General features: G+C 36.4%; 20 protein-coding genes. 17 read left to right on the top strand and 3 right to left on the bottom strand.

Features of this window, described 5'->3' with window-relative positions; genetic code table 11:
- Position 1: 1 nt before the first annotated feature.
- The 17 genes from recG to G8Y84_RS04190 all read left to right on the top strand — a co-directional run bounded on the left by recG (position 2) and on the right by G8Y84_RS04190 (position 17,068).
- Positions 2-2,047, top strand: coding sequence for an ATP-dependent DNA helicase RecG (gene recG, locus G8Y84_RS04270; RefSeq protein WP_037573252.1), 2,046 nt, complete (start codon positions 2-4; stop codon positions 2,045-2,047).
- Positions 2,048-2,197: 150 nt separating this feature from the next.
- Positions 2,198-2,647 (top strand): ASCH domain-containing protein, encoded by a 450-nt coding sequence (locus tag G8Y84_RS04265; RefSeq protein WP_037573255.1) that lies wholly within the window; start codon positions 2,198-2,200, stop codon positions 2,645-2,647.
- A gap of 87 nt (positions 2,648-2,734) precedes the next feature.
- Positions 2,735-3,304 (top strand): transcription factor FapR, encoded by a 570-nt coding sequence (fapR, locus tag G8Y84_RS04260; protein WP_037573258.1) that lies wholly within the window; start codon positions 2,735-2,737, stop codon positions 3,302-3,304.
- Complete coding sequence (gene plsX, locus G8Y84_RS04255; protein ID WP_037573261.1) at positions 3,297-4,283, top strand: phosphate acyltransferase PlsX; 987 nt, start codon at positions 3,297-3,299, stop codon at positions 4,281-4,283. The genes fapR and plsX overlap by 8 nt, the downstream gene beginning before the upstream one ends.
- Positions 4,276-5,202: an ACP S-malonyltransferase gene (fabD, locus tag G8Y84_RS04250; RefSeq protein WP_037573267.1), complete on the top strand. Its 927-nt coding sequence runs from the start codon at positions 4,276-4,278 to the stop codon at positions 5,200-5,202. Before plsX ends, fabD begins: the two co-directional genes overlap by 8 nt.
- Complete coding sequence (gene fabG / locus G8Y84_RS04245; RefSeq protein WP_105965242.1) at positions 5,195-5,932, top strand: 3-oxoacyl-[acyl-carrier-protein] reductase; 738 nt, start codon at positions 5,195-5,197, stop codon at positions 5,930-5,932. The genes fabD and fabG overlap by 8 nt, the downstream gene beginning before the upstream one ends.
- A 175-nt stretch (positions 5,933-6,107) precedes the next feature.
- Entirely contained in the window at positions 6,108-6,341 is a 234-nt protein-coding gene (locus G8Y84_RS04240; RefSeq protein WP_019165520.1) for an acyl carrier protein, read from the top strand.
- A gap of 168 nt (positions 6,342-6,509) precedes the next feature.
- Entirely contained in the window at positions 6,510-7,181 is a 672-nt protein-coding gene (gene rnc / locus G8Y84_RS04235) for a ribonuclease III (protein ID WP_371874978.1), read from the top strand.
- Between the two features lie 3 nt (positions 7,182-7,184).
- The gene (gene smc / locus G8Y84_RS04230; RefSeq protein WP_037573277.1) at positions 7,185-10,751 is read left to right on the top strand and encodes a chromosome segregation protein SMC; all 3,567 of its coding nucleotides are present in this window, start codon (positions 7,185-7,187) and stop codon (positions 10,749-10,751) included.
- Positions 10,752-12,107 carry a signal recognition particle-docking protein FtsY gene (gene ftsY / locus G8Y84_RS04225; RefSeq protein WP_037573280.1) on the top strand — a complete coding sequence of 452 codons (1,356 nt, stop codon included), beginning with the start codon at positions 10,752-10,754 and terminating at the stop codon, positions 12,105-12,107.
- The gene (locus tag G8Y84_RS04220; RefSeq protein WP_107363467.1) at positions 12,094-12,426 is read left to right on the top strand and encodes a putative DNA-binding protein; all 333 of its coding nucleotides are present in this window, start codon (positions 12,094-12,096) and stop codon (positions 12,424-12,426) included. Before ftsY ends, G8Y84_RS04220 begins: the two co-directional genes overlap by 14 nt.
- 13 nt (positions 12,427-12,439) lie before the next feature.
- Positions 12,440-13,807 carry a signal recognition particle protein gene (gene ffh / locus G8Y84_RS04215; protein ID WP_107363468.1) on the top strand — a complete coding sequence of 456 codons (1,368 nt, stop codon included), beginning with the start codon at positions 12,440-12,442 and terminating at the stop codon, positions 13,805-13,807.
- Positions 13,808-14,051: 244 nt separating this feature from the next.
- Positions 14,052-14,327 carry a 30S ribosomal protein S16 gene (gene rpsP, locus G8Y84_RS04210; RefSeq protein ID WP_037573289.1) on the top strand — a complete coding sequence of 92 codons (276 nt, stop codon included), beginning with the start codon at positions 14,052-14,054 and terminating at the stop codon, positions 14,325-14,327.
- Positions 14,328-14,430: 103 nt separating this feature from the next.
- A complete protein-coding gene (rimM, locus tag G8Y84_RS04205; RefSeq protein ID WP_103159280.1) occupies positions 14,431-14,934 on the top strand; it encodes a ribosome maturation factor RimM in 504 nt (167 codons plus the stop codon).
- Positions 14,931-15,668: a tRNA (guanosine(37)-N1)-methyltransferase TrmD gene (gene trmD, locus G8Y84_RS04200; protein ID WP_119512737.1), complete on the top strand. Its 738-nt coding sequence runs from the start codon at positions 14,931-14,933 to the stop codon at positions 15,666-15,668. Before rimM ends, trmD begins: the two co-directional genes overlap by 4 nt.
- A gap of 101 nt (positions 15,669-15,769) precedes the next feature.
- Positions 15,770-16,120, top strand: coding sequence for a 50S ribosomal protein L19 (rplS, locus tag G8Y84_RS04195; RefSeq protein WP_037573298.1), 351 nt, complete (start codon positions 15,770-15,772; stop codon positions 16,118-16,120).
- 396 nt (positions 16,121-16,516) lie between these two features.
- Positions 16,517-17,068 (top strand): phosphatase PAP2 family protein, encoded by a 552-nt coding sequence (locus G8Y84_RS04190; protein WP_165806131.1) that lies wholly within the window; start codon positions 16,517-16,519, stop codon positions 17,066-17,068.
- A 54-nt stretch (positions 17,069-17,122) separates the two neighbouring features.
- Here G8Y84_RS04190 and G8Y84_RS04185 read toward each other — a convergent pair whose 3' ends face one another.
- From G8Y84_RS04185 to G8Y84_RS04175, 3 genes are read right to left on the bottom strand one after another with little or no spacing between them, the layout of a single operon-like run.
- Positions 17,123-19,708: a YfhO family protein gene (locus tag G8Y84_RS04185; protein ID WP_229717272.1), complete on the bottom strand. Its 2,586-nt coding sequence runs from the start codon at positions 19,706-19,708 to the stop codon at positions 17,123-17,125.
- The gene (locus G8Y84_RS04180; RefSeq protein WP_165806130.1) at positions 19,705-22,311 is read right to left on the bottom strand and encodes a YfhO family protein; all 2,607 of its coding nucleotides are present in this window, start codon (positions 22,309-22,311) and stop codon (positions 19,705-19,707) included. The genes G8Y84_RS04185 and G8Y84_RS04180 overlap by 4 nt, the downstream gene beginning before the upstream one ends.
- Before the next feature lie 18 nt (positions 22,312-22,329).
- Complete coding sequence (locus G8Y84_RS04175; RefSeq protein WP_037573953.1) at positions 22,330-22,692, bottom strand: GtrA family protein; 363 nt, start codon at positions 22,690-22,692, stop codon at positions 22,330-22,332.
- Positions 22,693-22,812: the final 120 nt, after the last annotated feature.

The following is a 22,812-nucleotide window of genomic DNA, read 5'->3' as shown; positions in this document are numbered from 1 at the left end:
CATGACAAAAGTAAACCTTATAGAAAATCCGTATGCATTAAAGGATATTAAAGGGTTGGGGCCGAAACGCCTTCAAATATTAAATGAAATGAATATTTGGAATGTGCAAGATTTGATTTTGCACTTACCAATAAGATATGAGGATAATACGCTTATTTCTCTCATTGATGCAGAAAATGAGGCTATAGTGACAGTACAAGGTGAGATATATTCTACACCTACTGTCGCTTTTTTTGGACGCAACAAATCGAAATTGACTGTGCATGTCATGATTGACGGCATCGCAGTCAAAGTCGTCTATTTTAATCAACCTTATCTCAAAAAAAATATGCAGTTACATCAAACGGTTATTATCAAAGGGAAATGGATTAAACATAAACAAGAAATTAATGGGACAAAAATGATTTTTGACCTTGCCCAACGTGAAGAATCACAATTCACTCCCGTTTATCGCGTTAAAGAAGGGTTAAAACAAAAACCCTTAAAAGAAATGATTCAAAATACATTAAACGATGTAACCATACATGAGTGGTTGCCCTTAGCGTTAAGACAAAAATATAAATTGGAGTCTTTAAGTGACACGCTTCATGCGCTCCATCATGCCCGTGATAAACAAGCACTAATAAAAGCAAGAAGGACGTTTGCTTTTACGGAGTTTTTCATGTTTGAGTTAAGAATGCAGTGGTTAAATCGATTAGAAAAAACATCAGATCAAGCCGTTGAAGTCAATTACGATTTAGAATTAGTGAAAGACTTTATTGAGTCACTTCCTTTTGAATTAACAGACGGACAAAAATTGAGTGTCAATGAAATATTTCGAGATTTAAAAGCACCTATTCGTATGCATCGATTACTCCAAGGGGATGTGGGATCGGGGAAAACGGTAGTGGCTGCAATTTGTATGTATGCCTTAAAAACGGCAGGGTATCAATCCGCGCTTATGGTGCCCACTGAAATATTAGCAGAACAACATGCCGAAAGTTTAGTCGGTTTATTTGGAGAACGGATGAATGTGGCATTGTTGACGGGGTCTGTAAAGGGGAAAAAACGTAAGTTGTTACTTGAACAACTTAAAACAGGAGAAATTGACTGTCTCATCGGAACACATGCATTAATTCAAGATGATGTCATGTTCCATAATGTCGGTTTAGTGATTACAGACGAACAACATCGCTTTGGTGTCGAGCAACGTCAAAAATTGCGTGAAAAAGGCGCACTTAGTAACGTATTATTTATGACCGCTACGCCTATCCCTAGAACTTTAGCTATTTCAGTTTTTGGTGAAATGGATGTCTCTTCTATTAAACATTTACCTAAAGGAAGAAAGCCCATTCAAACAGCTTGGGCAAAACATGAAGCCTATCATCAAGTGTTGCACCAAATGGCAAACGAACTTCAAAAGGGACGGCAAGCTTACGTTATTTCACCCCTTATCGAAAGTTCAGAGCATTTAGAAGATGTACAAAATGTATTGGCGCTTTATGAAGATCTAAAAACGCAGTTGCCAAAAGCACGTGTTGGAATTTTACATGGAAAATTGTCTTCTGAAGAAAAAGATTTCGTCATGCATCAATTTAGTGCACATGAAATTGATGTTCTTGTGTCAACGACGGTCGTTGAGGTAGGGGTAAATGTGCCGAATGCGACGTTTATGGTCATTTATGATGCGGATCGATTTGGCCTTTCGACATTACATCAATTGCGCGGACGTGTCGGGCGTAGTGAACATCAAAGTTATTGTGTTTTGATTGCATCTCCTAAAACAGAGACAGGTATCGAACGGATGCAAATTATGACGCAAACCACAGATGGATTTGAGTTAAGTGAACGTGATTTAGAAATGCGTGGTCCTGGAGATTTCTTTGGTGTTAAACAGAGCGGACTTCCTGATTTCTTAGTCGGCAATATTGTAGAGGATTATCGTATGCTTGAAGTAGCACGTGACGAAGCAGCAGAACTCATTCAATCAGGGGCTTTTTTTACTAAAGATTATGATCACTTGCGACATTTTATTGAAGAAAACATGCTTCATCAAAGTTTTGACTAATAAATCTATCTATTATATGTTGAATTTTAGTGAGTGAGGCTACCTATTTGCTTCACTCATTTTTTATTTATAAATCCGATGCTTTAACATTGCGTTAACATTTCATCGTTATAATTTTGGGTGATAAGACGAAAAAAGTGGGGGATTTTTATGGGACAACGAAATTTTTGGTATCGATTTATAGAATTATATCCAGAATTCAATCATGAAAGCTATACTGCGTGGTCTTTTGGGAGTAACCCTAATGGATTAGGACAACGCGTAATAGACGGTGAAAAAAGAGCGACGACGAGTGCGCGTGTTTTATATACCGTAGAACAAGAACCTCTCCCTTTCGTCGGACAATTGAATATGATTTTAGACGAAAATAGATATCCAATGTGTATGACGATTACTACAAATGTACAAGTGGTCTCGTTTAAAGACGTAGATATTAGACATATTCAAAACGAAGGTGAAGGTTATCGCACGGTTGAAGCGTGGCGACAGGACCATATTTCTTTTTTTAATGAGGCATGTCAATATTATGGCTTAGAATTTTCTATGAATGACGACGTCGTTTTAGAAACTTTCAAATGTATCTATCCTATGAATGCGTAACATTAAATTATTTTGAACTTCCAGTAAAGCGTGTTAAAATAAGAACAAGTCCATTAAGACTTGGTACTAAATAAGGGTGGCTAAAACATGAAACGAACCAAAAATGAACGACGCGAAATGATTGAGAATACCATCCAACAAAATCCCTTTATTACAGATCAAGCATTAAGTGAAATGTATGATGTGAGTATTCAAACGATAAGACTTGATAGAAATCAACTGAGTATCCCTGAATTGAGAGAACGCGTAAAACGTGTTGCAAAAGACCAATATCAAAATATTAGCTCATTGGAAGATAAAGATATTATCGGTGATGTAGTTGATTTACAGTCTAATCATTATGCTAAATCTGTATATACGATTACGCGCCAGGATGTTTTTTCTCGCAATAACGTGGCTAGGGGGCATGTGGTGTTTGCGCAAGCCAATTCGTTGTGTGTAGCGCTTGTCCAACATGAATCAGTGCTCACAAAAGAAAGTCACATTCATTTCGTCAAACCGGTTTATTTAGGTGACGTCGTGATTGCTGAAGCACGCGTCGAACATCACGATAATAAATACTACGAAATGACCGTTCGTTCCTTTGTAAATAAGAACAAGGTTTTTGAAGGCATATTTAAAATGTATTACATAAGTGAGGATGAATCATATGGTTAAAATTGCTGTTGACATGATGGGTGGAGATCACGCACCAAATATTGTCCTTGAAGCAGTAGAAAAAGCAGTTCATGATTTTGAAGATTTAGAAATTTTATTATTTGGTGATGAAACACAATGTCACATTAATCATCCACGTGTACATGTGCATCATACGACAGAACAAATTTCAATGGAAGATGAGCCGGTAAGAGCCATTAAACGTAAAAAAGATAGTTCAATGGTAAAAATGGCAGAAGCAGTCAAAAATGGAGAAGCACGCGCATGTGTATCTGCTGGGAATACTGGCGCTTTAATGTCAGCAGGTTTATTTATTGTTGGACGTTTACCTGGCGTTCAACGACCCGCTCTTGTCGTAACACTTCCTACTGTTCAAGGAAAAGGTGTTGTATTTTTAGATGTTGGGGCCAATGCAGATGCTAAAGCTGAACACTTGTATCAAAATGCGCTATTAGGCCATATTTATGCACAAAATGTGCGTGAAATCAGCCAACCTCGTGTGGCGTTACTTAACATCGGGACAGAGGCACAAAAAGGGAATGCACTGACAAAGCAAGCATACGCATTATTGCAAGCCTCCGACAGTCTTCATTTTGTAGGAAACATTGAAGCAAAAACAATTTTAGAAGATGAAGCTGATGTCATCGTAACAGATGGTTATACAGGTAATATGATATTGAAAAATTTAGAAGGTATGGCCAAGTCTGTAGGTAAAATTATCAAAGGGACATTAATGTCTAAATTAAAAAATAAATTAGCCTTACTGGTCATGAAAAATGATATTAAAGGACTTGCTAAGCAATTGGATTATTCTGAATATGGCGGTTCAGTGTTATTAGGACTTGACGGTGTTGTTGTGAAAGCACATGGAAGTTCGAATGCCAAAGCCTTCTATTCAGCGATCCGCCAAGCTAAGATCGCTTCTGAAACGAAAATTGTTGAAACTATGCGTGAAAAGGTAGGCGAAAATAATGGGTAAAGTCGCATTTATGTTTCCCGGTCAAGGGGCTCAAAAAGTCGGAATGGCTCAAGATTTATATCAAACGGATGAAGTAGCCACACGTGTATTAGATGAAGCACAAGCTACGGTTGATTTTAATTTGTTAGATACGATGTTTAAAGATGAACAAGGCATTTTAAATCAAACTGAAAATACACAACCTGCGTTACTGACTCATAGTATGGCGCTCTATGCAGCGATGGGACAACCTCAAGCTGATTTTACAATCGGTCATAGTCTCGGTGAGTATTCGAGTCTTGTAATGAGTGGGGTGTTAGCGTTTGACGATGCGGTCAAAATTGTGAGACGCCGTGGAGAACTCATGACACAAGCTTTTCCAGGTGGTGTTGGTGGAATGGCCGCCGTATTAGGATTGAGCTTTGATGAAGTGCGTTCAATTTGCGAACAACTTTCAACTGAGACTGAAATTGTAGAGCCGGCAAATATCAATTGTCCAGGTCAAATCGTGGTGTCAGGACATCAAACAAAAATAGATGAACTTGTAGCAAAAGGTAAGGAGCTGGGTGCAAAACGTGTAATGCCATTACAAGTATCGGGCCCATTTCATTCTTCTATGATGCAAGTGATTGAAAAAGATTTTGAGGCCTATACATCGCAATTTCAATGGTCAGACGCTAAAATCCCTGTCGTGCAAAACGTACACGCTAAAGGTGAAACTGACGCTCAAACAATTCATGAGCATATGATTCAGCAATTGTATTCACCTGTTCAATTTATTGATTCGATTCAATGGTTAATTGATCAAGGCGTGGATCACTTTGTTGAAATAGGGCCGGGAAAAGTATTGTCGGGTTTAGTTAAAAAAATAGATAGAGATGTAAAATTAACTTCGATTCAAACGCTCGAAGATGTAAAGGAATGGTTAAATCATGACTAAAGTAGCATTAGTAACAGGTGCTTCCCGAGGAATCGGACGCAGTATTGCCTTACAATTGGCTGAAGAAGGTTATAACGTAGCCATAAACTATGCAGGCAACAAAGAAAAAGCAGAAGAGGTCGTTAATCAAATTAAAGAAAAAGGCGTAGAAGCTTTTGCGATTCAAGCAAATGTTTCAAATCCTGATGAAGTCAAAGCCATGATTAAAGAAGTTGTAAACCAATTCGGTTCTGTTGATGTATTAGTCAATAATGCAGGTATCACACGCGATAATTTGTTAATGCGTATGAAAGAACAAGAATGGGATGACGTCATTGATACAAACTTAAAAGGTGTCTTCAATTGTATTCAAAAAGTTACACCTCAAATGTTACGACAAAAAGGTGGCCGTATCATTAACTTAACGAGTATTGTGGGGGCTGTCGGTAACCCAGGTCAAATCAATTACGTCGCTTCTAAAGCGGGTGTTATAGGGATGACGAAAACAGCGGCTCGTGAATTAGCTTCACGCCAGATTACAGTGAATGCTGTGGCACCTGGATTCATCGTTTCAGATATGACGAATGCTTTAAATGAGGATTTAAAAAATGGCATGAAAGCCCAAATTCCATTAGGTCATTTTGGTGAAGATACAGATATTGCGCATACAGTAGCATTTTTAGCTTCTGATAAGGCAAAATATATTACGGGTCAAACGATTCATGTGAACGGCGGTATGCACATGGAATAAAATCATTTTGCAAAATAGTGAAATGATGACTAAACCTATCTTAAATATACGAAATTTTATTGGAGAATGGTTGTATTTGTTCTGATAAAATGGCAAAATAAAAAAGTCTAGTATTTCTATTCAATCGTGGTTGAAATTGAGAGATACACTGACTTTTTAAAGGAGGTGAAACACTGTGGAAAACTTCGATAAAGTAAAAGACATCATCGTTGACCGTTTAGGCGTTGATGCTGACAAGGTAACTGAAGATGCTTCATTCAAAGATGATTTAGGCGCAGATTCACTTGACATTGCGGAATTAGTTATGGAATTAGAAGACGAATTCGGTACAGAAATTCCTGATGAAGAAGCTGAAAAAATCAACACAGTTGGAGATGCTGTGAATTACATTAATACACTTGAAAAATAATTCTTTTCATCTGAGTCGTTTTTTCGACTCAGATTTTTTACTAATCAATTCATAATGTTAAGCCAAGACATTCACTGAGACTACAAAACTGATAATGGAGGAGACTCGATGGCAAAATTACGAAAGCAGACATTAATAAAATCATTTGAACATAATTTTAAACAAAAGATGAAGGCACTCGATTTACCTTTTCGTAATTTAGAAATTTATCAACAAGCCTTTTCCCATTCTAGCTTTATTAATGATTTCAATATGGAACGTTTAAGTCATAATGAACGTTTAGAATTTTTAGGAGACGCGGTATTAGAATTGACGGTATCACGCTTTTTATATGAGAAATACCCTAATGTTCCAGAGGGTGACCTGACAAAAATGCGTGCAACGATTGTGTGTGAACCATCACTTGTAATATTTGCGAATAAAATAGAACTGAACCAACTCATTTTATTAGGAAAAGGTGAAGAAAAAACGGGAGGACGTACGAGACCTTCTTTAGTTGCGGATGCGTTTGAAGCGTTTGTGGGTGCACTCTATTTAGATCAAGGTATAGAAGTCGTCGAACGGTTTGCAAACGCAATTATTTTTCCATATGTTGAGGATAATGCTTTAAGTGGAGTGGTAGATTTTAAAACACAATTACAAGAAATGGCACATCAAACGTTACGAAGCACAGTCTCCTATCGCCTTATTAAAGAAGATGGACCCGCACATCATCGTCAATTCACTTCAGAAGTGTTACTGGATAATGTCGCGGTGGCATCAGGCATGGGGCGCACGAAAAAGGAATCTGAACAAAAAGCAGCAGAAAAAGCATTATTGCAACTGTCGAACAAGGAGTAAGTCATGGTCTATTTAAAATCTATTGATGTTTTAGGATTTAAATCATTTGCTGAACCTACGCAAGTTCAATTTGATAAAGGTGTGACTGCGATTGTAGGACCGAACGGAAGCGGAAAAAGTAATATCACAGATGCGATTAAATGGGTACTGGGTGAACAATCAGCAAAATCATTGCGTGGGAGCAAAATGGAAGATGTTATATTTTCTGGAGCGAAACACCGTAACGCACAAAACTTTGCAGAAGTACGATTGCAACTTGATAATCAACTCGGGTTCCTCAATATTGATGCTGAAAATGTAACCGTCACTCGAAGACTTTACAGAAGTGGAGAAAGTGCATTTTATATTAATAATGAACGTACGCGGTTAAAAGATGTCGTTGAATTATTTTTAGACTCAGGATTAGGTAAAGAAGCTTTTAGCATTATCTCCCAAGGTCGCGTGGATGAAGTATTAAATGCAAAACCTCATGAACGTAGACAAATCATTGAAGAATCGGCAGGCGTTCTTAAATATAAAAAACGTAAAGCAGTTTCGGAAGATAAATTGAGTCAAACAGAAGAAAATTTAAATCGTGTTGAAGATATTTTATATGATTTAGAGGGGCGCGTTGAACCATTAAAAGAGGAAGCAGCGATTGCAAAAGAGTATTTACAATTATCAGAAACACTTAAAGAGAGCGACATTCGTGTAACGTTACATGATATCGAGGACTATCAAAATCAAATTACAACCCATGATCAAGCTTTAAATGATTTAAAAAGTGAACAAGAAAAAATCCAAACTAAAAAAGCTGATGTCACACGTACAATTCAAAAGACAAAAGGTGAACGTTATCAAATAGATCAACAATTAGAAACGTTAAATAATGAATTGATTCAATCCACTGAAGATGTTGAAAAGTTAACAGGACAGTATAAATTAATAGAAGAACGCCAAAAAAACCAATCACAATCTAATGCTCGTATAGAGGAAGAACAAGAGAGCTTAACTCACCAACAACGTGTTTTAGAGGAAGAAACGTCAGCTGTCCATAAAAAGATTGAGCAACTCAAGTATCAAAAACAAACACTTGCGACAGAAATTCACGAACTTGAAGTGCGCTTAGATGGGACTCAAAATACGAGTGAGACAGACTTAGAAACATTAAAAGATGACTATTATGCTTGTATGTCTCAACAATCGGAAGTCAATAATGAAATACGATTTTTGGAACGCACGATTAAAGAACATCAAACGAAACAATCGCGTCTTGATTCCCGCCTGACAGAAGCTTATCAACAACTTAAAGAAGCGCAACAACATATTTCTCAAATTGAAATTCAAAAAAAAGAAAAAGAAACTCATCTCGATGCGGTTGCCAAACAAAATCAACAAATTGAACAAAAGTTAACAGAAGCGAAAGCCACACAAAAAACATCAGAAGATAAATTATATCAAGCTTATCGTTATACAGATCAATTAAAATCTCGTCTTGAAGGTTTACGCATGCAAGAAAACGAAATGACGTACTTTTATCAAGGTGTCAAGAGTGTATTGAATGCGACACATTTATCAGGCATTCACGGTGCAGTGGCTCAAAGTATTCAAGTACCTACTGACCTTACAGCAGCCATTGAAGTCGCTTTAGGGGCTTCAATGCAACATATCATCGTTGACGATGAAGTCTCAGCTCGTCAAGCTATCCAATATTTAAAGCAACAAAAGCGAGGTCGTGCAACATTTCTACCTTTATCAGTCATTAAGCCTAAATACCTAGATCAGACTTTAATCGAAAAAGCAGCTTCATTTGATGGGTTTATTAATATTGCGAATAAAGCGATAGAAACAAAACCTACATATCAAGGAATTATTGATAATTTGTTAGGCCGTACAATGATTGTGGATCATATTAAAAATGCGAATACGATTGCGCGTGCACTTCAATATAAAGTTCGAATTGTGACTTTAGAAGGAGATGTAGTGAATCCGGGTGGCTCAATGACAGGTGGGGGCACACAACAAAAACAATCAATATTAACTCAGAAAAAAGATATTCAACGACTTGAAGGTCAATTAGAAACTTATATAGCGCAGACAAAAGAGTTAGAAGCCCTCTGCCAATCACAAAAGCAAGCGTACAATGATTTAAGTGAAGAATATGTAAAAATCCAGCAACAACACAATCATCTCAAACATGCGATTCATGATTTATCGTTGGAGCAAGATAGACATTATGAAATTGAACAACGTCTTAAAGCAGAACATGAAGAGTTCGAATTTGAAATGAACGATGGTTACGAAAGTGCTCAAAGTGAAGCGACCTTAAAGCAAAAAAAAGCAGAACAAACCCAGTTAGCCACACAATTAGACACTTTAAATCAACAAATCCAAGCGCTAACAGCACAATCTAAAGTCGCTAAAGAAGAAGAGACAACACTACAACAAAACCTCCATCAAAAGAAATCAGATTTAGCGGTGATTAAAGAAAGATTAAAAGCACAACAATCCGAATGTCATCGATTAGAAAATGAAGCGCAAACAGTACAATCACAAATGGCAAAATTGCAAGAACAATATGATCTCCTTAATTCAGAGGATGTCAATGATGAGAGGACATTAACGGCATTAAATGTTAAAATTAAAACACGACAAAATGAAAAAGACCAGCTCTTAGAAAGACAAAATGAGTTGCGTCAACAACGTTTAGATACTGAACAACTTATAGAATCTAATGAATCTGCATTAGAAGAGATACATCAGCACTTATTAAATATTGAAAACCAGTATCAAGAAATAAAATCTGCACAGTCAAGATTAGACGTCTTAATTGATCATGCGTTAAAACATTTAGATGAAAAATATCGTATGACTTTTGAGTATGCCAAAGCACATTACGAAGTCACTAAAGAAGAAGTGGATTCATTACGTCAAAAAGTGAAATTAACGCAAATGACTATAGATGAGCTCGGCCCAGTAAATTTAAATGCGATCGAACAATTTGAAGAGGTCAATGAGCGCTATACGTTTTTATCGACACAACGAAATGATTTGAGAGAAGCTAAAACAACTTTAGAACAAATTATTACTGAAATGGATGCGGAAGTAACAACACGCTTTAGTAAGACGTTTCATGCGATACAACTACATTTCTCAGAAGTTTTCCGAGCTTTATTTGGAGGTGGAGAAGCGGCATTAAATTTAACAGATGACGATTATTTAACGGCAGGTATTGAAATTAAAGTGCAACCTCCGGGCAAAAAATTACAACATCTATCGCTGTTAAGTGGAGGAGAGCGTGCGCTAAGCGCGATAGCGTTATTATTTGCGATTTTAAAAGTAAGATCTGCGCCATTTGTAATCCTCGATGAAGTTGAAGCCGCACTGGATGAAGCCAATGTCGTGCGTTACGCTCAATTTTTACGTGACTTATCCCATGAAACCCAATTTATTGTGATTACACACCGAAAGGGCACAATGGAAATGTGTGATCGTCTTTACGGCGTGACGATGCAAGAGTTGGGCGTTTCTAGACTCGTTAGTGTGAATTTAAATACAATAGATGATGTTATGAAGGAGGAACAAAGCTAAATGAGCTTTTTTAAACGACTAAAAGATAAATTTAGTGGACAAGATATCGATAAAGACTTTGATAAAATTGATGACTTTGAATCTGAACGTCGAAAACAACAACATGAAGAAGTAGAGTGGCGTGAGGAAAAAGAAGAGGTCTCTCATCGAGAACAAGATAGCGTTCAATCAAAGTCCATGGATGATTACCACCAAGAGATGCCATCGACACCATTGGATTCAAAACCTAATCAAGAGGAAATTGAAACAGAGCCACGCAAGAAGAAAAAATTAAAAGCCAACGAAATTGACTGGACCGATCAAAGTTGGGATGATGATTTTGAAGAGGATGGCCTCATGTCGATTGAGGAATTTGAAGAAATCGAAGCACAAAAAATAGGTGCTAAATTCCGAGATGGTTTAGAAAAATCACGTGAGAACTTCCAAACACAATTGAATAATTTAATCGCGCATTATCGTACGGTTGATGAAGATTTCTTTGAAGCCTTAGAAGAAATGCTGATTCAAGCTGATGTTGGATTCAATACTGTTATGGAATTAGTAGATGAGCTACGCATGGAAGCCAAACGCCGAAATGTGACTGAAACAGAAGACCTACGTGAAACGATAGTCGAAAAAATGGTTGAAATTTATCATCAAGAAGATGACCAATCAGAAGTTATGAACTTAGAAGATGATCGTTTAAATGTGATATTAATGGTAGGCGTTAACGGTGTGGGTAAAACAACAACCATTGGTAAACTCGCACATCGTTATCAAGCACAAGGTAAGAAAGTCATGTTAGCTGCTGGCGATACTTTCCGTGCTGGAGCTATTGAGCAATTGCAAGTTTGGGGGGATCGCGTAGGTGTGGAAGTCGTGCGACAAAAAGAAGGATCTGATCCAGCTGCAGTAATGTACGATGCGATTAATGCTGCTAAAAATAAAGGTGTAGATATCCTGATTTGCGATACAGCGGGGCGCTTACAAAACAAACAAAACTTAATGAACGAATTACAAAAAGTTAAACGTGTCATTGGACGTTCTGTACCTGATGCACCACATGAAGTTTTATTATGTCTAGACGCAACTACAGGTCAAAATGCACTGGCGCAAGCGAAAGCATTTAAAGAAGTTACTGATGTGACAGGTATTGTCTTAACTAAACTTGATGGCACAGCAAAAGGTGGTATAGTGCTCGCCATCCGAAATGAGCTACATATTCCAGTGAAATATGTAGGTTTAGGAGAAAAACTAGACGATTTACAACCGTTTAATGCAGAAAGTTATGTATATGGTTTGTTTGCAGATATGATTGAACAAAGCGTAGCGAAAGATGAAAGTGAAAATGGTGACGTGACGGATGAGAGAGAATGATTTAATTAAAACAATTCGCATGAATTATTTGTTTGATTTTTATCAATCACTATTGACTGAAAAACAAAGAAATTATCTACGACTGTTTTATTTAGAAGATTACGCATTAAGTGAAATTGCAGAAACGTTTGATGTGAGTCGTCAAGCCGTATATGATAATATAAGAAGAACTGGCGACTTAGTGGAAGATTATGAAAAGAAACTAGGATTATATCGACGATTTACACGTCGTCAAGAATTGTATCAGTTAATGCATCAATCTCTACATGAACCTGAAAAATTAGAACACTATATAAAAGAATTAGAAGACTTAGAATAAGGAGGGTCACTTTATGGCATTTGAAGGTCTATCCGATCGTCTGCAAGAAACGATGCAGAAAATTAAAGGTAAAGGTAAAGTGACTGAAGCTGACATTAAAATGATGATGCGAGAAGTACGTCTCGCTTTACTAGAAGCCGATGTTAACTTTAAAGTCGTAAAAAGCTTTGTCAATACTGTATCAGAACGTGCATTAGGTTCTGATGTAATGAAATCATTAACTCCAGGACAACAAGTGATAAAAATTGTTCAAGAAGAATTAACCGAACTCATGGGTGGAGATAATACACGTATTAATATGGCGAAAAAACCGCCGACTGTCATTATGATGGTCGGTTTACAGGGTGCCGGTAAAACAACAACTGCGGGTAAACTTGCCCTTTTAATGCGCAAAAAATATAATAAAAAACCATTACTCGTCGCAGGTGATATTTATCGTCCTGCAGCGATTAATCAACTCCAAACAGTGGGGAAACAAATTGATATTCCGGTTTATTCCGAAGGTGACCAAGTTCCGCCTCAACAAATAGTGGACAATGCGTTAAAATACGCCAAGGAAGAACATCTCGATTTTGTCATTATCGATACAGCCGGTCGACTGCATATTGATGAAGCATTAATGAACGAGCTTCAAGAAGTTAAAGAAATTTCAAAGCCTGATGAAATTATGTTAGTTGTCGATGCCATGACTGGTCAAGATGCGGTCAACGTGGCAGATTCATTTGACAAACAACTTGATGTTACAGGAGTGACTCTCACAAAACTTGATGGGGATACACGAGGTGGAGCTGCTTTATCTATTCGTGCAGTGACACAAAAACCGATTAAGTTTGTAGGGATGAGTGAGAAGATGGATGGTTTAGAATTATTCCATCCAGAGCGTATGGCTTCACGTATACTCGGTATGGGGGATGTCTTAAGTCTCATTGAAAAAGCGCAACAAGACGTAGATGAGTCTAAAGCTAAAGATTTAGAAAAGAAAATGCGCGATTCATCCTTTACGTTAGAAGACTTTTTAGAACAACTGGATCAAGTGAAAAATTTAGGGCCTTTGGATGATATTATGAAGATGATCCCTGGAATGAACAAAGTTAAAGGGATCAATAACTTAAAAATGAGCGATAAACAAATCGATCATATTAAAGCAATTATTCAATCCATGACACCTGAAGAAAGAGAAAACCCAGCTAAATTGAATATATCTAGAAAACGTAGAATTGCTACAGGTTCTGGACGTTCATTACAAGAAGTGAATCGTTTACTTAAACAATTTAATGATATGAAGAAAATGATGAAGCAGTTTACAGGTGGCGGCAAAGGAAAAAAAGGTAAACAAAACCAAATGCAAAATATGCTTAAAGGAATGAACTTACCTTTTTAAACACTAAATCTAATTGAATATCATCGTCATCGGATACATGGAATCTGAAATTAATTTCAACCTTAAGCTAGAAAGCCATCAAAATTTATTTATTCGTAAATTTTGATGGCTATTTGAGTGCTTGAAAAAACATTCGATTTTTTAAATTGGTAAAGTATTTTCTCTTTACAAAATAGAAAAGACCTGTTATTATAATTTCTTGTAGATAACAAAACTATTGAAAATTTAAAGGAGCGTATTATAAATGGCAGTTAAAATTCGTTTAACACGTTTAGGTTCAAAAAGAAATCCATTCTACCGTATCGTAGTTGCAGATGCACGTGCACCACGTGATGGTCGCATCATCGAGCAAATCGGTACTTACAACCCAGCAGCAGTCAATGCACCTGAGGTTAAAATTAACGAAGAATTAGCACTTAAATGGTTAAAAGAGGGTGCTAAACCAACAGATACAGTTCACAACATTCTTTCTCGTGAAGGTATCTTAAAAACTTTTGACGAACAAAAGAAAGCAAAATAATTCTTGAGTTCATGAAAGTAGGTGAGACGACGAAATCAAATGGAACTATTTGATTTTACGTCTCACTTTTTTTATATTTTCAGTAAGTGAGGAGGCGCAAGCTATGATTGTAGAAGTAGGTAAAATTATTAACACCCATGGAATAAAAGGCGAAGTCAAAATACAGTCTCATTCAGATTTTACTGATATTCGCTTTCAACCCGGTGAGGTCCTTCAAGTCGAGGATAAAGGCCAAACGCTAACGTTAACAGTACGAACACATCGGATGCATAAAGGGTTACATATGCTCACATTTGAAGGTTATCAAAATATCAATGATATTGAACATTTAAAAGGGCAAAAAATATATCAAGAGCGTGATCACGCGGATATACAATTAGAAGAACATGAATTCTATTATTCTGATATTATCGGTTGCACTGTTGTTGATGGTGACCGTCCAATCGGTCGCGTCACTGAAATTTTCGAAACAGGCGCCAATGATGTTTGGGTCGTTAAAGGTGAAAAAGAGCACCTTATTCCTTATATTGAAGATGTTGTAAAAGAAGTCGATATCGATGCACGTCGAATTGTCATTACACCGATGGAAGGACTGTTAAACGAATGAGAATCGATTATTTAACACTTTTTCCAGAAATGTTTGAGGGTGTATTAAATACTTCCATTTTGAAGCGTGCACAAGATAAGGGCGTTCTAACGACAAAGACGATTAACTTTAGAGATTATGCAAATAATAAACATCATCAGGTGGATGATTATCCTTTTGGGGGTGGGCAAGGCATGGTACTAAAACCAGAACCCATCTTTAATGCCATGCGTGATCTTGAAACATCTGATGCGACGCGCGTGATTTTAATGACGCCTCAAGGAAAACCATTTAATCAAAAACACGCAGAGTCACTCGCAAAAGCAGATCATCTCGTCTTTGTTTGCGGTCATTATGAAGGTTATGATGAGCGGATTCGAGAAAATCTAGTGACGGATGAATTTTCCGTGGGCGATTTCGTTTTAACAGGGGGAGAATTACCGGCGATGGTCATGACTGATGCTATTGTGCGACTCATTCCTGATGTTTTAGGGAATCAAGTGTCACACGAAGATGACTCGTTTTCATGCGGATTGCTAGAATATCCTCAGTATACGAGACCCCGAGAATTTGAAGGTCATGCGGTGCCGGACGTCCTTCTATCAGGAAATCATGCCCATATTGAAAAATGGCGTCGAGAACAATCATTGAAACGTACACTGGAAAAACGTCCAGACTTACTTGAACATTATCCATTAACAAAGGAAGAACAAAAAATTGTAGATTCACACAAAAATGCATTGAAAAAGAACTAAACTTTTGCTACAATATTCTGAGTGTGAAACGCACAAAAATCACTATGATCCGCTGCTATACATTGTCAAGGCAAGAACATAGGTTGAAGGAGAGTATAAAAATGACAAACCACAAATTAATCGAAGCAGTAACGAAATCACAACTACGTGACGATATTCCAACATTCCGTGCTGGTGATACTTTACGTGTACACGTACGTATCGTCGAAGGTTCACGTGAACGTATCCAAGTATTCGAAGGTGTTGTAATCAAACGTCGTGGTGGCGGTATTTCTGAAACATTTACAGTTCGTAAAATTTCATCTGGTGTAGGTGTTGAACGTACATTCCCATTACACACACCAAAAATCGAAAAAATCGAATTAAAACGTCGTGGTAAAGTACGCCGTGCGAAACTTTACTACTTACGTAGCTTACGTGGTAAAGCAGCACGTATTCAAGAAATTCGCTAATACATGTTTAAAGCTTAAAAGTGCACATTGTTTTTGATGTGGCTTTTAAGCTTTTTTTATGTGAGGCTAAAGTATGAGTAGATATACGCCTACTTTCCTATGATTTTTCCTCAGAGAACGCAGTATACTAAAGGAACTCAGAGGGGGGAAGGTATATCCTACACACGTTTTAAAATATAACAGTGATTGAAATCTCATCAAGAGATAATATTTTAAGTCGCATCAATTAGTTGATGTTATTGTACGGAACAGCCGTTTAATATGAAAAAAATATGTATATTGAGCAGTACGCTTTTTATAGTGGTCATGACAAGTGTAATTTTTAATTTAAGATTGACTCATGTCATAGATTATCAAACGTTTAACTTTTTTATGACACAATTTGGAGAGCCTACGATGAACTTTCATCAGTCGCTATTTAATAGTTATATGACCTTTGTGGCATCTTACGGAGATGTACTCACTTGTGCGATTTTAACGATAATGACTTCAATCGTTCTTATCGTTAAGAAATATTATGTGTTTGCGCTTTGGATACTCGGGACAATCGCAGGCGGGGGAATATTAGGGATTTTGCTCAAAAATGTGCTTCATCGACATCGACCTTATGATCATTTACTGAACGATTCAGGATTTTCGTTTCCTAGCGGTCATTCCTTATTAAGTACGATGATTGCTTTACTTTTATTAATGGTATTTATTCCTAAAATCCATCGTACATTTTTAAGAAGAAGTGCGATTATCATCGTTACCGTGTTATGGGTAAGTATTATGTTTTCAAGACTCTATTTTCATGCACATTTTATTTCAGATGTGTTTGGAGGAGCCTCGTTAGGTATACTTTGGGTGACACTTTCACTCACGTTATATAACCGGTTACATCTTTATTTCCATCATTTAAAATGGTTGGCTCATGGAAAAGTGTTTAAAGTTAACGTCAACATATGAATACAAGAGAAAAAACCCTTCAAAGTGATTGACTTTGAAGGGTTTTAGCATGGGTTAATGATGACGTCTTAAAAAATGGCGATAAAGCAACGTACCTACAAGACCTATGAGCGTTAAAGTGACTAAAAGTGGCCAATACGGCAGTGCATAATGAACGGAAAGGTGACGTTCTCCTTTATGGACTTTAATGACAGAAAAGATGCCATTTCCTTGTTGTACCGCTCTTTCCTCACCATTGACTTTAGCATACAACCCGTCTCTGTAAGGGATAGGGAGGACTAAATAGCTGTCTTGTTTAGGGTTCATCGTCACTGTAAGTTGTCGTTTTTGACGTGTCACGTGAACAGGTTCTACTTTTTGTTGCGCACGTTTTAAAGTTGCATAATCTTCCCCATAAATACCATTCATTTGGAAACGATAAGTTCCTTTTTTTAGTTTAATATGAAGCGCATCTTTAACGGGAACTCTGACAGTGACAGGTGTGACAAAACGACGATATTGATAATCTAATTTTGAACGTCGTTGATGAAAATCGTTAATATTAAGGTAATGTTCTTTACTTGGGTGAAGTAGCTCAATATCCATCTCTAAATAATAGTCTTTATATTTTTGGTTGAGCGCCTTGGGTAACTGAATTGTTATACCCCCATCCTCTTTTTTTACCTCTAATTGATGACCTAATATTTGCGCGTCACGCGGGGTTAACGTTGCTTTTGACAATAAGTTAGAATTTGATTTAAACGTTGTGTTCGGTTTTGCTTGATCCATGACGACACCTTGAAGCATGGCTTGTTCCCGGTCTAAAGGTGATTTTAAATCTTTCGAATCAAAAACTTGAGAAGTTAAATGTGCTGCTGGGTAATGCATCGTATTTTTAGAGTGTGTCCAAGTTATAGGCGAATCTTTAATTTCATCTTTAGGACGCATTCCATAGGCAATATTATTATCTGGGGATTGCTTAATACGATCTGTTACCCCCCATAAGGCATATTGATTGGCGCGATCGCCAAGCAAACGGTAAGTACTATTACTGTCATACTCCATATTAATTTGCATTTGTTTATCATAATAATCGAGAATATTGCCATCAAATATACTTGAATATAAAGAAATACCATTGAATCCATAAAGCATCCCTGCATTTATCGCGTAATTATCCATATAATCAATGCGATCTAATGCACGTTGATGGGCCGTGATTTGATGAATGGCATTTTGCAAGGGGCCACTATGGTATTTCGGAGCATGTATATCTTTCATAGTAGATTGATAAGGCGCGATATTATTGTCATGATAGTTGATTAATAAAATAAATTGCTGAACGACAAATAATGCGATGACCACATTCATGAGACGAACAGATGATTTTTTTTGACGTAGTGCGATAAGGCCTAAAATAAAAAGTATGACGATGCCAACAATCATCCACCACATAGCGCCTCTTGAAAAGAAAACGATAGCAATAGCTAGTATCCCTAAAGGAGACAAAGCTTTTAAATAATCTTTCATCGTTAACTCAGTAAAGTACTTTAACCAAATGGCCAGTAGACCACTTGTCGAGAATGCGAGCAAATAGACCCATCGACGTTGTGGAGCTGAGAAACCATTGAAAAAACTATCAAAATAAAGCGATAAAGACCCAATTAAAATGAGCCATGTCATAATGGCGAACATTCTAAAATAATAATGTCGATAAAGTTTAAATGAAAATAAAGCAACGAGAACAATAAATGTAAGCGTGATATAAAAACCATTACTAAAGATATGATATTTTTGTGAAAAATCAATGATAGGGGCAATGAATATTTGACCTAATGAGCGATCATTATTTAGAAAAGAACGTACCCCTGTCACAAAACCGAGGGATGACAAACAAAAACTTAAAAGAACGGCAGGTACAATAAAATAGAACTTTTGAAAGCGTGAAAGTATGTCATCGGGATGTTTAAAAACCATACGATAAATCCAGTAGAAACCTATCGCAATCGACTCATAATAACTGAAGTAAAAGTTAGAAAATAGTGTTAAACCAATGGCTACTATAAATAAGCCGATTTTACGATATTTAAAAAATCGCTCAAGTCCCCATATTGATAGAGGGAGATAAATTAAAATATCTCCAAAAAATGACCAAGTAAAATTAAAATAATAAAGTACAGATGAGGCGCTAAATAAAAAGGCGCCGATGAAGCGATATTTTCCTTTTAAATGAAATTCGCGAAACATGCCATAGGTAATCATAAATGTCAGCATGCATTTGAAAAAAGCAGTGAATATTTGATTTCCTGGCCAAAATGCAATATGTGAGGGGTCAATGTGAAATAAAGCTTCCCCTATAGCGATAAAAACAAAATTTAAATACATCACTGGCGAAGTAGCGTAATAATAGGCTAAATCAGTAAAATAATCCCCACCTAATCCAAATGATAAGTCATAAAATGATGAAAAATGACTAAAGCGATCATACAAAAATCTTTGGAAGGGCATCATTTGTTTAAAACCGTCCCCATTTCCGCTATAAATAATCCCTTCCGTGATAAAACGATAAATGACAGGGATATAAACAATGGCCGCCACACCGAGGGCCATTAAGAAAACTTTTAATACGGATAAAATTTTATTTTTGGAAATTACTTTCAATATGCTTCACTCTTTCGTTTATTAATCTTAAGGTAAATATATTTTGAAAATAAATAGCTCAATAGGGCAAATATGATAGACAAAATTATCATCGTAAAGAACCACGGCGGTCGGTACGTGATTTCGATATGCTTTGCTTGTGCATCTACAGGGATTCCAATCATAAAGTAATTGACCCTTTGAGGCGTTACTGGATGTCCGTCGACTTGAGCTTTCATGCCTTTACGATAAGGCGCATTAAGCACCATCATCCCTTTTTTATGTTTTTTCAAAGTCACTTTAATCTTTGATTGTCCTTCTTGATAGGAAGCGTAAATTTTTTCTTTAGGTGCGTTTTCAAGCGTTTGATAATTTTCACCATATAAACCTAATATTTTAAACTCATAGTTTCCAGTAGGAGAAAGCCCGATGTGAATATTCCCTTCTTTATCTGGTTGGACGCGGTATAATTGCTCATATTGTCCGGTACGATATTTTGAAGCATTAAACAAACGATTGTTTTGATAACCATTCACATCAATCATGTGGTTACTGTCAGGTTGTCCGCGTTTAATATGGACAACTAAATAAAAATCTTTGAATTTCTTTTGTAAATTTTGCGGGAGTGATAACGTGTATCCTCCGCCAACTTTTTGTACTTTTATCTGATTTCGGCCTAAATGCTGTATCGCATCGTCTTGAACATCCACTTGTGAAAGTAGATTAGACGCATGAGGCTTATACTTTTCTCCTTTACGATTTAAAACGACACCATCGATCATCGCATGCTCACGGTCAATTGCGGTTTTAAGATAGCGTGCGTCATAATACTGATCCATGATTCGAACAGCCGGTAAGACTTGTTGATTTTCATACATTCGGTATTGTCCTGACGCTTTAACAGGCTTAAAAAATTCAGGCAAATTGGTTTGATAATCTTTGAGCATGACATAACGTACTGAAAATAAACTTGCAATATTGGCACGTCCCCCCGTAGATTGATAGCGACTCACGGATTCTTCCTTTATATTGATCATTAAATTTTTATAGTACAAGTCAATCAATTGTTGATCAAAAATACTAGAATATAAACTTAAGCCTTTAAAATGTTGATACATCGGCGTATTATCTTGTTCGTTGACACGCCAATCTATCCGTTCTTCAGGTAACTTTTTAGCATTCATTTGTTGCACTAAATCTTGTTGAACAGGGGTGTTATAAAGACTCGCATTCACATAAAATGTATTTGCCCGTTTTTCATGATCTTGATGAAAAATTTGATATTTTGTAAATACACTTGACACAAGGAGTGCTAATATAATGACGCTTATTGCATAACAGTAAATGCCTTTTTTATAGAAGAAAGAGCTAACGTGTGTTTTCGATAAAAGACCAATCAAAAACACAATAGGCACCCAAACGATCCATATCACAAACTTATGATACATGTAAGCACTGATAAGAACCAAAATAAACCCGAATAAGGAAGTCCAAATGTAAGTGCGGACTTTAATGGTGTGAAAATAATGGACGTACAGAGCAATAAGACCACTCGTTGCAAATGCTAATAAATAATGCCACCGTTTTTGAGGCGCTGAAAAACCATTGAATATACTATCAACATAAGGAATAAAAGCTGAAACAATCGTGAGTAAACTTAAAATTGCAAAAAGTTTATAATATGTATGTTTATAGAGTTTAAAAGTTAAGAGCGCTTGGATAGTAATGATTAATATGACGATAAGGTAATTATCAAAAATAATATTTGTATTTTCATTAAAAGGTTCGAAAAAAGGGATTTTAGTTTCAAAACGGACGCGTTCATTATTAAAGAAACTGCGTGCGCCATGGAAAAAGAACACTAGACTTGAACCAAAACCTAGTATTGTACTCACAATTATTATCCAAGTAGCTCGTCGACGTGATAAAACATCTGTTTTATGCGTGAAGACAAGACGGAACAGAAAATAAAGTAATCCCATTAGGCATTGATAGTAAGCAAAATAAAAATTATTCATTAAAGATAATGCGACGATAATGATAAAAAGCCCAACTTTGCCTGTTTTAAAAAAACGCTCTATACTTGCATAAAGCAATGGAAGTAGTACAAAAACATCGCTGAAAAATGGCCAGTAGACGGTGAAGCGAAAATACAGTGGTGAGAAGGCAAAAGCAGATGCAAACACCCATTTGGATGATGTGTTAAGTTTCAAATACGATGCATAAAAGTATGTTGCTGCAAGTACAAGTGCGCATTTTAGAATGGAGACCACGATGGCATTATGGAACCAAAACATTAAAGTGTTAGGTTGCACTAAATGTAACAAGTGTAAGCATTTCACTACAATCACATTCAGAATAAATAAAAAGTTCGTTGTAAAATAATAGGATAAATCAGTAAAAAAATCTCCACCTAATCCAAAATCCGTGGCATAAAAAAAGGTCCCTTCCGACCATTTTTGATATAGATACATTTGGATAGGTACCATTTGTTCAATGCCATCGTTAGGACCTGTAAATAAAAGACCATTTTTAAAAAATCTAAATAAAATATAACTATGGGCAACCAACGCTAAACCTAAAAATGCAAGACCTAATAAAAAAGGACGTTTGAATTTGCGCATGTTTCAACCTCTCAAATATTAATCTTTTAGTATATACTTAGATAAAATAAATGTAATTGGAATAGTAATAATTAACCCAACAAATGGGGCGATAAACTCCTTAAAATGAAAATAATTTACAAAAACAAAAATCAACAATGTTTGCATGCCCATATTTACAACTTGTGTCAGTGGGAAAGCAAGGAATTTTTTTAATGTAGGTCGGACACGGTACACAAAATAACAATTTAAATAATATGAAATGATAAAAGATACTACAAAGCCAATAATATGACTCACTAAATAGTGAATATGTAACCCATATAACAATAATAAATAAACCACATAATAATTGACTGTGTTAATTCCACCGACAATCACAAATCGGATAAGTTCGTACATTCTTTCTGTTTTAAACACTTCGTTTTCCTACTTTCATGCTATATCTGTTTTAGGCGAATGAGAATAGCCATTGACGCCAAAAACCAGTATACTTATCTTTAAAGTCAAACATTTTAACAC

The organism is Staphylococcus sp. 11511212 (genome assembly GCF_011394755.1).
Taxonomy (GTDB): domain Bacteria; phylum Bacillota; class Bacilli; order Staphylococcales; family Staphylococcaceae; genus Staphylococcus; species Staphylococcus chromogenes.
This window is presented reverse-complemented; position numbering and strand designations above follow the sequence as displayed.

Excerpts from the sequence above, each read along its gene's own strand:
- recG (WP_037573252.1), top strand. The coding sequence starts at position 2 with ATGACAAAAGTAAACCTTATAGAAAATCCGTATGCATTAAAGGATATT.
- G8Y84_RS04265 (WP_037573255.1), top strand. The coding sequence starts at position 2,198 with ATGGGACAACGAAATTTTTGGTATCGATTTATAGAATTATATCCAGAA.
- fapR (WP_037573258.1), top strand. The coding sequence starts at position 2,735 with ATGAAACGAACCAAAAATGAACGACGCGAAATGATTGAGAATACCATC.
- plsX (WP_037573261.1), top strand. The coding sequence starts at position 3,297 with ATGGTTAAAATTGCTGTTGACATGATGGGTGGAGATCACGCACCAAAT.
- fabD (WP_037573267.1), top strand. The coding sequence starts at position 4,276 with ATGGGTAAAGTCGCATTTATGTTTCCCGGTCAAGGGGCTCAAAAAGTC.
- fabG (WP_105965242.1), top strand. The coding sequence starts at position 5,195 with ATGACTAAAGTAGCATTAGTAACAGGTGCTTCCCGAGGAATCGGACGC.
- rnc (WP_371874978.1), top strand. The coding sequence starts at position 6,510 with ATGAAGGCACTCGATTTACCTTTTCGTAATTTAGAAATTTATCAACAA.
- smc (WP_037573277.1), top strand. The coding sequence starts at position 7,185 with ATGGTCTATTTAAAATCTATTGATGTTTTAGGATTTAAATCATTTGCT.
- ftsY (WP_037573280.1), top strand. The coding sequence starts at position 10,752 with ATGAGCTTTTTTAAACGACTAAAAGATAAATTTAGTGGACAAGATATC.
- G8Y84_RS04220 (WP_107363467.1), top strand. The coding sequence starts at position 12,094 with ATGAGAGAGAATGATTTAATTAAAACAATTCGCATGAATTATTTGTTT.
- ffh (WP_107363468.1), top strand. The coding sequence starts at position 12,440 with ATGGCATTTGAAGGTCTATCCGATCGTCTGCAAGAAACGATGCAGAAA.
- rpsP (WP_037573289.1), top strand. The coding sequence starts at position 14,052 with ATGGCAGTTAAAATTCGTTTAACACGTTTAGGTTCAAAAAGAAATCCA.
- rimM (WP_103159280.1), top strand. The coding sequence starts at position 14,431 with ATGATTGTAGAAGTAGGTAAAATTATTAACACCCATGGAATAAAAGGC.
- trmD (WP_119512737.1), top strand. The coding sequence starts at position 14,931 with ATGAGAATCGATTATTTAACACTTTTTCCAGAAATGTTTGAGGGTGTA.
- rplS (WP_037573298.1), top strand. The coding sequence starts at position 15,770 with ATGACAAACCACAAATTAATCGAAGCAGTAACGAAATCACAACTACGT.
- G8Y84_RS04190 (WP_165806131.1), top strand. The coding sequence starts at position 16,517 with ATGAACTTTCATCAGTCGCTATTTAATAGTTATATGACCTTTGTGGCA.
- G8Y84_RS04180 (WP_165806130.1), bottom strand. The coding sequence starts at position 22,311 with ATGCGCAAATTCAAACGTCCTTTTTTATTAGGTCTTGCATTTTTAGGT.
- G8Y84_RS04175 (WP_037573953.1), bottom strand. The coding sequence starts at position 22,692 with ATGTACGAACTTATCCGATTTGTGATTGTCGGTGGAATTAACACAGTC.